Origin of the sequence: Ewingella americana ATCC 33852 (genome assembly GCF_000735345.1) — a bacterium.
GTDB lineage: Bacteria > Pseudomonadota > Gammaproteobacteria > Enterobacterales > Enterobacteriaceae > Ewingella > Ewingella americana.
In genome coordinates, this window is sequence record NZ_JMPJ01000056.1 from 1 (window position 1) to 13,430 (window position 13,430).

Annotated in this window: 10 protein-coding genes; 2 read left to right on the plus strand and 8 right to left on the minus strand. The window is 54.6% G+C overall.

The genetic code is table 11. The features are described from left to right. Window positions 1-200: 200 nt before the first annotated feature. The 7 genes from GEAM_RS11540 to yieE all read right to left on the minus strand — a co-directional run bounded on the left by GEAM_RS11540 (window position 201) and on the right by yieE (window position 9,326). Window positions 201-725: a P-loop NTPase family protein gene (locus GEAM_RS11540; protein ID WP_034791708.1), complete on the minus strand. Its 525-nt coding sequence runs from the start codon at window positions 723-725 to the stop codon at window positions 201-203. Window positions 726-1,147: 422 nt separating this feature from the next. Next, complete coding sequence (cirA, locus tag GEAM_RS11545; protein WP_034791618.1) at window positions 1,148-3,121, minus strand: catecholate siderophore receptor CirA; 1,974 nt, start codon at window positions 3,119-3,121, stop codon at window positions 1,148-1,150. A 310-nt stretch (window positions 3,122-3,431) separates the two neighbouring features. Next, window positions 3,432-4,271 carry an ABC transporter ATP-binding protein gene (locus GEAM_RS11550; RefSeq protein ID WP_051899489.1) on the minus strand — a complete coding sequence of 280 codons (840 nt, stop codon included), beginning with the start codon at window positions 4,269-4,271 and terminating at the stop codon, window positions 3,432-3,434. After that, window positions 4,271-5,353 carry a FecCD family ABC transporter permease gene (locus tag GEAM_RS11555; RefSeq protein ID WP_034791619.1) on the minus strand — a complete coding sequence of 361 codons (1,083 nt, stop codon included), beginning with the start codon at window positions 5,351-5,353 and terminating at the stop codon, window positions 4,271-4,273. Before GEAM_RS11555 ends, GEAM_RS11550 begins: the two co-directional genes overlap by 1 nt. Before the next feature lie 46 nt (window positions 5,354-5,399). Then, window positions 5,400-6,566 carry an ABC transporter substrate-binding protein gene (locus tag GEAM_RS11560; RefSeq protein ID WP_128124466.1) on the minus strand — a complete coding sequence of 389 codons (1,167 nt, stop codon included), beginning with the start codon at window positions 6,564-6,566 and terminating at the stop codon, window positions 5,400-5,402. Window positions 6,567-6,787: 221 nt separating this feature from the next. Further along, window positions 6,788-8,266 (minus strand): amino acid permease, encoded by a 1,479-nt coding sequence (locus GEAM_RS11565; RefSeq protein ID WP_034791620.1) that lies wholly within the window; start codon window positions 8,264-8,266, stop codon window positions 6,788-6,790. A gap of 187 nt (window positions 8,267-8,453) precedes the next feature. Further along, complete coding sequence (gene yieE / locus GEAM_RS11570) at window positions 8,454-9,326, minus strand: DNA-binding transcriptional regulator YeiE (protein WP_034791621.1); 873 nt, start codon at window positions 9,324-9,326, stop codon at window positions 8,454-8,456. A gap of 282 nt (window positions 9,327-9,608) precedes the next feature. Between yieE and GEAM_RS11575 the strand changes: the two genes are divergently transcribed. Further along, entirely contained in the window at window positions 9,609-10,709 is a 1,101-nt protein-coding gene (locus tag GEAM_RS11575) for a YeiH family protein (protein WP_034791623.1), read from the plus strand. A 99-nt stretch (window positions 10,710-10,808) separates the two neighbouring features. After that, window positions 10,809-11,660 carry a deoxyribonuclease IV gene (nfo, locus tag GEAM_RS11580; protein WP_034791624.1) on the plus strand — a complete coding sequence of 284 codons (852 nt, stop codon included), beginning with the start codon at window positions 10,809-10,811 and terminating at the stop codon, window positions 11,658-11,660. Window positions 11,661-11,723: 63 nt separating this feature from the next. Here nfo and fruA read toward each other — a convergent pair whose 3' ends face one another. After that, entirely contained in the window at window positions 11,724-13,427 is a 1,704-nt protein-coding gene (gene fruA, locus GEAM_RS11585) for a PTS fructose transporter subunit IIBC (protein ID WP_034791625.1), read from the minus strand. Window positions 13,428-13,430: the final 3 nt, after the last annotated feature.

The window sequence follows — 13,430 nt, forward strand, 5'->3', positions numbered from 1 at the left end:
GTCGCTGGCTGAATGGCCGTGTTTCAGGGGCTTCCGTTCTCCACCGCAAAATGTCGCCGCTTAGGCGGTTCCTTCGCTTCAGGCTTCGAGCCATAGGTCTCGAACCATTCGCTCAGCGTCATTTTTGACTGCGGTTTTGAGGCATTTCGACCGTGCCGTTTCAGGGAAGTGCTGTTCTGACCTTCAAACTGATGAAAAAATTACAGTAACTCCCACTCGCGCATCTGTTTTGCGATTTCTCTTGCCGAGGCAAGCCTGATTTTCGGCAGCGTCCATTGTGCAAACTGCTTCGTATAACGTTTACGATTTTTCGGTGTGACGAAAATGATGTGATGGAACATGTCCCAGTTCAGGCTGTCTTTGCCCCCTTCCAGCGCGCCGTAGCGATGCTTTTCGAACAATGTCCGTTTGAGGTAGCGCACGACGCTTAATGCCGTGGAGACATCTAGCACAATAATACCTGTTGCTCTGGCGAGGCGCTGTGGCTGCAACTTCGAGTAATTACCGTCGATAACCCATCTTTCGCCAAGGATCTCTTCATCGTGAAGCGCAACGAATTCCTCCGTTGGCCGAGGTTGCCAATGAGTGTTGGGAAGATGATACAACCGGTCGAGATGAACAATCTTCAAATCCAACTTCTTGCCGATGGCGTCAGCAAGCGTTGATTTACCACTATTAGAAGGACCCAAAATACATATTCGATGACCAAGATCAGACAGTTTCATGAGTACCTCAATGAGCAACCACCAAGCAAAAAGGGGCGGCATTATAAGCAACCCATTGCCAGCTTTCTACTTTGAAATATAGAAGAGAAGAAAATCAACCTAAGCACGGGCTGACTGAAACGGCACGACGGAAAAGCCAATAGACCGCAGTCAAAAATGACGCCGAGGGAGAGGTGAGAAACGACGAGCGGGGGTATGCGAGTGGGTCCGAACCCGAACTGAGGGCACCGCCTAAGCGGCGGCATTTTGCGGTGAACACCGAAGTTTCTGAAACACGTCCGCCCAACCAGCGGAGCGCGCAGTGAAAGAGTCCGGGGGTCCAGGGGGCGGTGGCGATAAGCCGCCCCCTGGTCGGTGTGGGCCGACGCCCACGGTTTTGATGTTGAAGTTAAAACTTCACTGCAGGTCTGGGCAGCCGCCCATCAAAACTTATAATCAACCGCCACAAAGTAGCGACGTCCATCCTCGTTATAACTGTAAGCATCGCGATTCAAGTCTTTATCCAGCAGGTTCAGCACCCCGGCGCGGATCTTCACGGCTTTGTTCACTTTGTATGAGCCACCGGTATCCCACATGGTATAACCGCCCGGCGTCGCGCCGTTGTCGCTCACGGTGCGGGTCTGGCCTTTCATGTTGGCAGTCAGATAGAGGTTCCAGTCCTCCTGCGGATCCCAGTCGAGGGTGGCGTTGGCGGTATGGAACGGCAGCGTGTTGAGTGGCTTGTTGCCGCCATTGCTCAAGTCGCGCCCGTCGTTGTAGGTGTAGTTAAGCTTCAGGCCAAAGGCTTCGCTTAGCGGCAGCTTCAACTCCGTTTCCAGGCCGCGGATACGTGCTTTGTTAACGTTGTAATATTTGAAAATCGGGTTGCCTGATTTATCAAAACCGACAAAGTTACTGTAGCTTGGGGCCTGCGCGCGGTCGCGTGTGCGGTTGATGCCAATCATGTCGTCAACGTCGTTTTGGAACACCGTGGCGCTGGCGGTGACATCTTCCAAGATGCCCTCTTCGCCCGCGTAGTACAGGCCAAGCTCGACGCTTTCGCTGGTTTCAGGCTTGAGGTCCGGGTTACCGATGATTTCACAGGCGCCGCGACAAGAAGCGCTGGTCCAGTCGGAGCTGAGTTGCAGCAGTGACGGAGCTTTGAACGCCGTGGCCCAGCCGCCTTTCACTGTGACGGTGTCGGTGGCGTTATAGACCAGATAAGCACGCGGTGACCAGTTCACGCCGTAGTTTTCGTGGTCGTCCATGCGCACGCCGCCGGTGAAGGCCAGATTCTCAAACATCCGCCATTCATCTTCAATAAATATTGCGTACTGGTTGGCCTGAGTACTGCCGCTGCCGGAGAGATTAACGTTATCTTCCAGCTTGTCGTTGCGGTACTCGCCGCCGAGGGTGAATAGCTGATTGATTTCGCCCAGTGGCACGACAACTTTGCCGTCCAGCGAGTTGTTTTTCGAAGTAATGGTGTCGCTGTTTTTATTCTCGATATTTTCGCCGTAGAAACGCAATTCGGTATTAGCCCAGCCCCAGCGGCCATTATGTCCCAGCGAGTAGTTCTCGCGCTCCATACGGTTTTTATCCAGCGTGTCGGAATCGCGATCCTGACGGTTGAAACCGTAACCAAAGGTCAGGTCCTGATTGTCTTTCGGCGTCAGCGTGAATTCAGCATTGGCATTGCGCATGGTGTAACCCTCAATACGCGGCAAATCACCTGAACCACTGGCGGAATCCTTCTGGTCTTTCTCACGTTTTCCCAACGCGCCGTAGACTTTCACTCCAAGCAGGTCGTCGATTATCGGGCCGCTGGTGAAGAAGTTGCCGTTGTAGCTATCGCCGCGATCGCGGTGCTCCTGCACGGTGGTGTCTGCGCTTAAGGTGCCGTGCCAGGCTTTGCCGACTTTACGGGTGATGATGTTGACTACTCCGCCCAGCGCGTCGGAGCCGTAAAGTGAAGACATCGGTCCGCGCACCACTTCGATGCGTTCGATAGACTCGGCGGGGATCCAGCTGAGATCAAAATCGTTATGGCGGAATACGGCGTTGCGTGAGTTAACGCGTTTGCCGTCGACCAAAATCAGCGTGTAGCTGCTGCTCAAGCCGCGAATACTGACGCCCTGACGGTTGTCGCCTTCGCTGGTGAGCTGCACGCCCGGCACGTCTTTCAAGACATCTTTCAGGTTTTGTACCGGCTTTTTATTCAACTCATCGTGGGTGATGACGCTGATACTGGCGGGAGCATCTTTGAGGTTTTGTTGCACCGAAGAGGCGGTAACGACTATCTGATCCTCGTTATCCTTTGCCTCTTTGGCGTCTTCGGCAAACACCGGAAACGCGGCGGTGAACAGCTGTGCGAATAATCCGGCCTTCATTGCCGGTGTCCATGTAACCTTGACCATGTTGCATTCTCTCCATGAGATAAAATAACAAGCGAACTTGTTAAAAAGCCAATATCGCCGGATGACAGGCGCGGGTGTGCCGCCCGGGATAGAGGATTGTTATTTGGTTAGGCTCACAAATTGAAGGTTGAAACATCAGGCCACTACTTTGGCGGCCTGATTATTTATAAAAAAACTGCACATATGCCCTAAATGTTTCGAGTTGCGGGAAGGCGGCAAGCGAAAGAGTCCCGATGAGCTTACTCAAGTAAGTGATTCGGGCGAATGAATGCAGCCAACACACCTGCAGCTCGAAACAAGACGAGCATATTTAGATGGAGGGAGCGCTGACTAACCCATCAATCAAGATTTGCGGCGTTCCCTGCGAGCAGCGCTCGATGCGCCCGCGCACGCCATAGACGCGCGCCAGACTGTCTGGCGTGATCACCTCTTCAGGCTCGCCATCGGCAATCAGATTGCCGTCTTTCAGCATCAATACGCGATCGCCGTGGCGCAGCGCGATGTTAATGTCATGCACCACCACGACGGTGACGATGTTGCGTTTTTGCGTCTCTTTGCGCACTAAGTCCATCACGTGGAATTGGTAGTTCAAGTCCAGTGCTGACAAAGGCTCATCGAGCAGCAGCAGCGACGGTTGGCGAATCAGCGACTGCGCCAGACCCACCAGCTGTTTCTGGCCACCTGAGAGCTGGTCGAGGTAGCTCAGGGCCAGATGTTCAATGCCCAGTTGCTGCAACAGTGTCATTACCTGCTCGGTGGTTTCCGCCTGTTTGCTATTACTGCCCGAGGCGCGTTGAGCCACAATGATCGACTCCAGCACGTGCAGATGCACACCCGCAGGCAGCGACTGAGGCAGATAGACCACCTGCTCGGCGCGACGGGCGAAAGGCATTGGCATCAGGTCGTGTCCGTCGAGGATCAACTGCCCTTCGGCGCGATTCAACCCAGCCAGCGAGCGCAATAGCGTGGATTTGCCACTGCCGTTTGGCCCCAGCAGCACGGTGATTTTTCCCCGTGGCAGCATGGGCACGTTCAGGTCACTGATCACCAGACGTTTCGGGTAGCCCGCTTTAAAACCACGGATTTGCAGCCCTTGGGTGGCTGAATTCAAGTCAGTTTTTGCAGCAAATTCTAAAGTGGTGTCAGACATCAGACGTTCCCCCGATGACGCAGAATAATACTCAGGAAGAACGGCACGCCAACCAGAGAAGTCACAATACCTACCGGAATAATGACGCCCGGTACCAGATTTTTCGAGGCAACGGAAGCCATCGACAGCACCAGAGCACCAATCAGCGCACTGGCTGGCAGGTAGAAGCGATGATCCTCACCGAACATCAGGCGGGCGATGTGTGGCGCAACCAGACCGATAAAGCCGATTGGGCCGACGAAAGCCACCGCCAGCGCGGAAAGAATACTAATACGGAGCAGCGTACCGAGGCGCAGACGGCGCACGTCGATACCAAAGCTGATAGCGCGGTCTTCGCCGAGACGCAGCGCGGTCAGCTTCCACGCGCTCATCATCGACCAAGGCAGCAGTACAAAGAAGGCCAGCAGCATCACTCCGAGCTTGACCCACGAGGCGCGCGCCAGACTGCCCATGGTCCAGAACACCAGACCTTGCAGCGTATCTTCGGTGGCAATGAACTGCATCAATGAGACTAAGGCGTTGAAAGTAAAGACCAGTGCGATACCGAACAGCACCACGCCGGAGCTGGCAACTCGCGTCCAGCGCGTGATGCCGTCGAGCATTAATGCGGCGAGTAAGGCGAAGATGAAGGCGTTAGCCGAGATAAACCACTGATCCGGCACTCCCGGAATACCAATACCCAGCACAATCGCCAGCGCGGCACCGAAGGCCGCCGCCGAGGAGACGCCGAGGGTAAATGGCGACGCCAGCGGGTTATTAAGGATAGTCTGCATCTCTGCCCCGGCGAGGCCGAGCGACATGCCCACCGCGATAGCCATCAAGGCATAAGGCAGGCGGATATCCCAAACAATAACGCGAGTACCGGCATCAGCAGACGCCGAATCAAACAGCGTCTGCCAAAGTGTACCGAGCGACAACCCCGATGGCCCCATAACGAAGTCGATAAGCAGCGAGGCGACAATCGCCAGCACCAGCACCAACATGATTAATAGACGGCGACGGACAATATTTTGATAGCGTCCCATCACGCTGCCATCAGCCTGCGGGCTGGTATTCAGCAAGGGATCGGTAGTTGCGCTCATGTTTCTAGACATCTCAGTGATTTATAAATCTCAAACGTGCAGCAGCTTACTGCCCGCTTTCCTGTTTTTTGGCTTCAGTCCAGTAGGTGCCAGAAGGCTCTACCGCCAAAAACTGTTGGTACATCTGTTTCATGGTCTGCTCAGGGTCTAAATCAGCAAACTTCTGCGGATAGAACCACTTAGCAAACGCCTGCACCGCCAACATGTTGTACGGTGAGTTGTAATAATTGTGCCAAATCCCGAAGCTATGGCCCTCTTCAACCGCCTTCAAGGTGGAAATCCCCTTGCGTTGCAGCAGCGGCGTGAAGCTCGCCTGCGCCTGCTGTGGCGTCACCTGCGCGCCCAGAACTAGACTGGTTGGCACCGAGGTGTCTCCGTCTTTCGCCGGCGCACGGCCACCGCTGGCAATATAGATGTCAGGCTGGGAAGCGATCACTTTTTCCAGATTGACCTGCCCCAGCGGGCCGGGCAGCAACGGTTTGGAAATGTTAACGCCACCGGCTAAATCGATAAAGTCGCCCATATTGCCATTTCCGGCGGAGCGGCAGCATTCATCGGTGGTCGAGGCTCGCAGTTCAATAAACACTTTCGGCTTATTTTCTTCACTCACCTTGCTGGTGACATCCGTTACACGCTTGATATTGTTGCGATAAAACTGGATGTAATCCTGCGCCTGCTTCTCTCGGTTGAGCACTTTACCCAGTAATTCCATACTTGGCAGAGTATTTTTCAGCGGCGAGGTGCGGAAATCAATAAACACCACCGGCACGCCCGCTTTCTCAAGCTGGCCAACTAACTCGCTGCTGCGGCCGGGGCCGTGTCCAGCAAGGCCAAAGATGGCGATATCAGGACGCAGCGTCAGCACCTTCTCCGGGCTGATACTGTCAGCCGTCGTGGTGCCAATCAGCGGTATTTTATCAATTTGCGGAAACTTCTCGCGATACACCGCATAGGTTTGAGGATCCAGTTTACGGAAATCCCCCTGCCAGCCGACGATGCGGTCAAAGGGCTTCTGCCCTTCCAACAAAGAGACCGCGTAAAACAGACGGCCTTCGCCCAAAACAATGCGCTGTACGTTATCCGGCACGGTCACGGTTCGACCCGCAATATCTGTTACGGTAACCGCTAATGCCTGTGTGCTGCAAAGCCCTAAAATCAGGCTTACCACAGCGCCCTTCACTCCTGTAAAACGACATTTATCCTGCATAATCATCTTCTTGCAATTCCTTTACGTTTCCCTGAAGAGGGCATAACAATAATGGAAACGATAATAATTATCAATGCGATATGCAGAAGCTATTAAGACTACAGGATGTTCTGGCCGGAAAAAATCAATCGCAGGTAACAAAGCGTTAACCTGTACTACTAAAGGCTTCTCGATAAAAAAAGGCAGAGCCTAAGCCCTGCCTTGTTCATATATTGCTGTTTTATCGATTATTTATCTTGGTGCTCAGGGAATTCCATTTCGCTGTACTTGACGACTTTGGTTCCGCGAGTCCACTTGTAACCGAACCAGATGATCAGGAACAGCGGCAGGCCGATATAAGTCGCCGCCACGCCGTACCAGTCAATGGTGTCTTTCAGGAACGCCTGATAGTTCTGGCCCAAAGTAATAATCAGGCACAGCACGAAGGCGAAAATCGGGCCGAACGGGAAGAAGCCGGACAGATAAGGCAAGTCCTTCAGGTCACGCCCCTGCGACACATAGCCGCGACGGAAGCGATAGTGACTGATAGCAATCCCCAACCACGCGATGAAGCCGGTCATGCCCGAGGTGTTCAGCAGCCACAGGTAAACCGTTTGGTTACCAAACATGGAGCTTAAGAAGCACAGAGCCGCCACCACCGTAGTGGCATAGAGCGCGTTGCGCGGTACGCCGCCTTTGGACAGCTTGGCAAAAATACGCGGCGCTTTGCCTTCCGAGGCCAAGGTAAACAGCATGCGCGTTGAGGCGTACATGCCCGAGTTACCCGCCGACAGTACGGCAGTCAGGATCACGGCATTCATTACCGCAGCCGCTGACAGCAGGCCAGCATTGCGGAACACCAGCGTGAACGGGCTGACGCTAATATCGCCGACTTCATTGCGCAGCAGGTTCGGGTCGGTGTAAGGGATGATCAGGCTGATCACCAGAATCGCCAGAATATAGAACAGCAGGATACGCCAGAACACCTGACGCACGGCGCGTGGGATGTTTTTGCCCGGATTTTCAGACTCTCCGGCAGCAACGCCAATCAGCTCGGTCCCTTGGAAGGAGAAGCCGACTATCATCGCCACGCCAATCATCGAAGCAAAGCCCCCGGCAAACGGCGCGTCGCCAATCGCCCAGTTGTGCCAACCCGCGCTTTCGCCACCGCGCATAATGCCGGTGATCATCAGCACGCCGACGATGATGAAGATGATCACCGTGACCACTTTGATCAGCGAGAACCAGTATTCTGCTTCACCAAAACCGCGCACGGAGATGTAGTTCAGCAAGAAGATCAGGCCGAGGAACAAGGCGCTCCAAATCCAGCCCGGCGTGTCGGGGAACCAGTAGTTCATCACCAGTTGAGAAGCCACGAGGTCAACGGCGATGGTCACCGCCCAGTTGTACCAGTAGTTCCAGCCAAGGGCGAAACCAAAGCCCTCTTCGACATATTTCGAACCGTAGGTTGAGAAGGAGCCGGAAACCGGCATAAAGGCCGCCAGTTCGCCAAGGCTGGTCATCAGGAAGTAGACCATGATGCCGATTAACGCGTAGGAGAGCAGCGCTCCGCCCGGCCCTGCCTGTGAAACCGTCGCCCCAGAAGCAACAAATAAACCAGTACCGATTGAACCGCCAATGGCGATCATAGTTAAGTGGCGGGCTTTTAGCTCGCGACGCAGTCCAGACGGTGCTGGCTGCGAATTTTTAGTCGATGGTTGAGCCATTTTTGCCCTGTTTAAGCTGTTATTTGAAATTTTACGCGCGGATTGTAGCAAAACGTGACTGTCTGAATAGCAGGAACGACCTGTTATAAGACACCTTCATAATAGCTTATGGATCATTAGCAAAACCTTGGGGGTAATACGTCAAGTTGCAGGGTTATTCCCCCTGCAACTCGAAGTATCTCACTCTTTATAAAGGGTCTTTACAGTAATCGAGGAAACGCGATAAGGCGTTGGAGATATGTTTCTGGCGGTGATGAATCAGGTACAGCTTGCGCACCAAGGGCGGAATTGGCAGGTGAATTTCCACCAAAGTACCACTGGTCAATTGCTCCGCGACCACCCGGCGAGATAAACAACTGATACCGATTCCATGGCGAACCGCGTGTTTGATTGCCTCGGAGTTACCCAGCTCCATCACCAGATTGAAGTCTGGCATTTGCGGCAGCAGCAGGTGGTCGAGCACCTCCCGCGTGCCGGAGCCGCGCTCGCGCAGGATCCAAGGCTCCTGAGCCAGCATCTCCATGGTGACGTTTTTCCCCGCCAGCGGATTGGCAGGGGCGCAGAACACCACCAGTTGGTCATCCAGCCAAGGCTGGGTCAGCAGCTCTGGCATGGTGCATGGCCCTTCAATCAGGCCGAGGTCAACGCGAAATTCCGCCACCGCGTTAATCACGTCATTGGTATTGCCGACATTCAATTCCAGCGGCGTCGCGGGAAAATCCAGCCGGTAGTTGGCAATCATCCCCGGCAGCATATAGTTGCCGATGGTGCTACTGGCACCGATGCGCAGCGAACCATTGTCTTTACTGAACAATCGCTCTATTTCTGCCGCCTGCTCCAGCAAAGCCAAGGCTTTAGGATAAAGCAGACGCCCATGCTCGTTAATCACCAGTCGTTTCCCCACACGGTCAAACAACTGGACGCCGAGCTGCCCTTCGATATCCGCCAGTGCTGCACTAACCGCAGATTGCGATAGCGACAGAACAATTGATGCCTGCGTCGTCGATCCGCTTTTCAACACTTCGGCAAATACTTCAAGTTGTCGCAATGTAATGTGCATAAATGGTTATCCGTCACGCGAGCCACTTCGCCCGCGTTTTGTGTTGCTCATCAGAGGTTTTCTTAGTTTCAAAAGTGCGAATCGCAGAATGAACCATTAAAATCCGGCCTCATTCCTTTGGTTTCGTTTAAGTATAGCCGCAATGCACCTGTCAATCATGCTGAGCAACAGTTGCCGCATTCTATACCGCTTTTAGCGATAGGTTATAAAGTTATAATCAATTTCTTTTTTATATAAGCCGCAGTTAGTCTTATCTCAGGAATCACTGAGAAGGCCAACACCATGAATCATGCAACCCACCCATTCAACGAAAAACAGACTCATCGCCTCTTTCCGCAGCCCTTGTGGTTTGGACGCGTTTTACCCGGTTTAGTTCTCACCGGCGCAGTGACTCTGGTTTCCGTGTGGTTGAGCAACTTCCCGCAGCTGAACCATTTGGGGCTGAGCGCCCTGACGCTGGCGATTTTGATTGGTATGGTTATCGGCAACACGCTCTATCCGTCCATTCGCCCGATTTGCCACGACGGCGTGAACCTCGCCAAGCAGCGCCTGCTGCGCCTTGGCATCATTCTTTACGGCCTGCGCCTGACCTTCGCGCAAATCGCAGACGTCGGCGCGACCGGCATTCTGATTGACGCCCTGATGCTCTGCTCCACCTTCGCCCTCGCCTGCTGGCTGGGCAAAAAGGTCTTCGGGCTGGATAGCGAAACCTCAATGCTGATTGGTGCAGGTAGCAGTATCTGCGGGGCGGCGGCGGTGATGGCCACCGAGCCGGTGCTCAACGCCAAAAGTGAAAAAGTCACGGTAGCCGTCGCCACGGTGGTTATCTTCGGCACCGCCGCCATCTTTATCTATCCGTGGCTGTGGCAGCTCAATCTGCAACACCACTGGGTTGATTTCAGCGCGGCGCAGTTTGGGATTTATACCGGCTCGAGCGTGCATGAAGTGGCGCAAGTCGTGGCGGCAGGTCAGGGTGTCAGCCCGGATGCCGAAAACGCGGCGGTGATCGCCAAAATGATCCGCGTGATGATGCTCGCCCCCTTCCTGCTGCTGCTTTCAGGCTGGAAAAGCCGTGGCAACGTGAAGACCGCGCCTAACACTGGCCGCATGAGCAACATCACTATTCCATGGTTTGCCCTGCTCTTTATTGTGGTCGCCGCCTTTAACTCGCTGGATATTCTGCCGCACAGCTGGATTGCGCCGCTGATCACCCTCGACACCGTGCTGTTGGCCATGGCGATGGCGGCGCTGGGACTGACCACTCACGTCAGCGCCCTGCGTCAGGCAGGCCTGAAACCGATTCTGCTGGCCGCCCTGCTGTTCGTCTGGCTGATTGTTGGCGGCGCGGGGATCAACGGTTTGGTGCAGCATTTCTTCGGCTGATAACCCAATCTCGAAGAGTTTTAACACTTCTCTGCTGCATGCAAACCGCCAAGGCGCTATGATCCGAGCATAACAAGCATGAATCGCAGAGGAGTGAACATGAAGTTTATTGGTGCACATGTCAGTGCCGCGGGTGGCGTCGATCAGGCGGTCATCCGCGCACACGAGCTGGAAGCCACGGCGTTCGCGCTGTTTACCAAGAATCAGCGCCAGTGGAAAGCCGCACCTCTGCCAGAGGATGTGATTGAGAAGTTTAAGGTCGCTTGCGAAAAATATGGCTACAGCAGCAATCAAATCCTGCCCCACGACAGCTACCTGATTAACCTCGGCCACCCGGTGGACGAAGCCCTAGAAAAATCCCGTGAAGCCTTCCTTGATGAGATGCAGCGCTGCGAGCAGCTCGGCCTGTCGCTGCTGAATTTCCATCCGGGCAGCCACCTGATGCAAATCGACGAAGATAAGTGTCTGGAGAAGATTTCTGAGTCGCTGAACATTGCGCTGAGCAAAACCGAGGGCGTAACTGCGGTGATCGAAAACACCGCTGGTCAGGGCAGCAACTTAGGTTTCCGCTTTGAGCATTTGGCGAAAATCATTGATGGCGTGGAAGACAAAAGCCGCGTCGGCGTCTGTATCGATACCTGCCACGCTTTTGCCGCAGGCTACGATTTGCGTACCGAAGAAGAGTGCATCACAACCTTCAAACACTTCGAAGACGTGGTTGGCTTTAAATATCTGCGCGGCATGCATCTGAATGACGCCAAGAGCGAATTCAACAGCCGCGTTGACCGCCACCACAGCCTTGGCGAAGGAAATATCGGTAAAACCGTGTTTAGCTGGATGATGCGCGACCCGCGCTTCGACGGCATCCCGATGATTCTGGAAACCGTCAATCCAGATATCTGGAAAGATGAAATTGCGTGGCTGAAGTCGGAGCAAAAAGCTCAGAGCTAATCTGCAAAATCTGCATTAAAAAAGGGCGCCGAGGCGCCCTTTTCTTTTACTCGTCATTCTTTCTTACTGAGCAACCACTTTCGCGGCCTGCGCAGCATCGGAGCGGCGCAGCAAGGCGTAAGAGACACCCGCCAGCAGCGTACCGGCGATAATCGCCACCAGATAGCCGAGGATTGGCGTGATTGCGCCTGGGATAAGCAGCACGAACAGACCACCGTGCGGTGCCATCAATTTAGCGCCGAATGCCATTGAAAGCGCACCAGTTAAAGCACCACCCGCGATACAGCAAGGCAGGACGCGCATTGGGTCACGCGCTGCAAACGGGATCGCACCTTCAGTGATGAAGCACAGCCCCAGCACCATCGCCGCTTTGCCGCCTTCGCGCTCACCCTGCTCAAATTTCTTACGCGCCAGAATGGTCGCCAGACCCATTGCCAGCGGTGGCACCATGCCTGCCGCCATAATCGCCGCCATCGGAGCATAAACCGAGGAACTGAGCAGCGTCACGCCGAAGGCATAAGACGCTTTGTTCACCGGGCCACCCATGTCGGTACACATCATCGCACCAAGGATTGCACCGAGAAGAACCGCGTTCGCCGTCCCCATGGATTGCAGCCAGTTAGTCAGGCCAACCAGAATTTTAGAAACCGGCGTACCCACCACGTAAATCATCACTAAGCCAGTAACCAAGCTCGCCAACAAAGGGATGATCAGGATAGGTTTCAGCGCTTCCATACTTTGCGGCAGACGCAGTTTGCTACCAATAAATCTGGCGACATAACCCGCAAGGAAACCGGCGATAATACCGCCGAGGAAGCCAGCGCCGGTGCTCACCGCCAACATGCCGCCAATCAGACCCGGCGTCAGGCCCGGACGGTCAGCGATGGAGAAAGCAATAAAGCCAGCCAGTACCGGCACCATCAGCGCAAAGGCAGATGCGCCGCCAATTTGCATCAAGGCCGCAGCCAGCGTGCCTTTCACTTCAAAAGCTTTAATCCCGAAGGCGAAGGAGAGCGCGATACACAGGCCGCCCGCCACCACCATTGGCAGCATGTAAGACACGCCAGTCAACAGGTGGCGATATGGGCCGTTGCCCGTCTCTTTCTTCTTACCGGCAGCTGCCTGAGAACCCTGCTTTTTCGGCTCGAAGACTTCCGCTTCCACCAAAGCTTTATCCAGCTCCTGCTTAGTCTTTTTCAAGGCCAAGCCGGTGGAAGTGCGATACATCGGCTTACCGGCAAACTTCTCCAGATCCACTTCAATGTCCGCCGCCACGATAACCAAATCGGCTTCAGCCACTTCTTCTGGCGTGATGGCATTACCCGCGCCAACGGAACCGCGGGTTTCGACTTTCACCCACCAGCCGCGTTTTTTGGCTTCGGTTTCAATGGCTTCAGCCGCCATAAAGGTGTGAGCTACGCCGGTTGGGCAAGCCGTAATGGCCACAATGCGTTTCGGGCCGTTGCCTGCCGCCGCTTGAGCCGGAGCTACGGCCGGTGCAACATAAGCTTTAGCTTCCGCCGAGGCGCGTTGCAGGAAGATTTCCGGCTCGCGAATAGCCAGCGCGACATCGCCAACAAACACATTTTTGCCAGCAAGCTGGGCATCGGATGGTGCGTTATCACCCGCCACCACCACCAGTTCGGCGTCAGCAACGCTTTCTACCAGAGCGTGGCCGGTTTTCGCCGCAGCAGCAGCGAGCATTTTTTTCGCCAGTTGGCTGCGAGCCTGTCCCAGCGAACTGTCTATCATCAGCAGCGTTTTCATTCT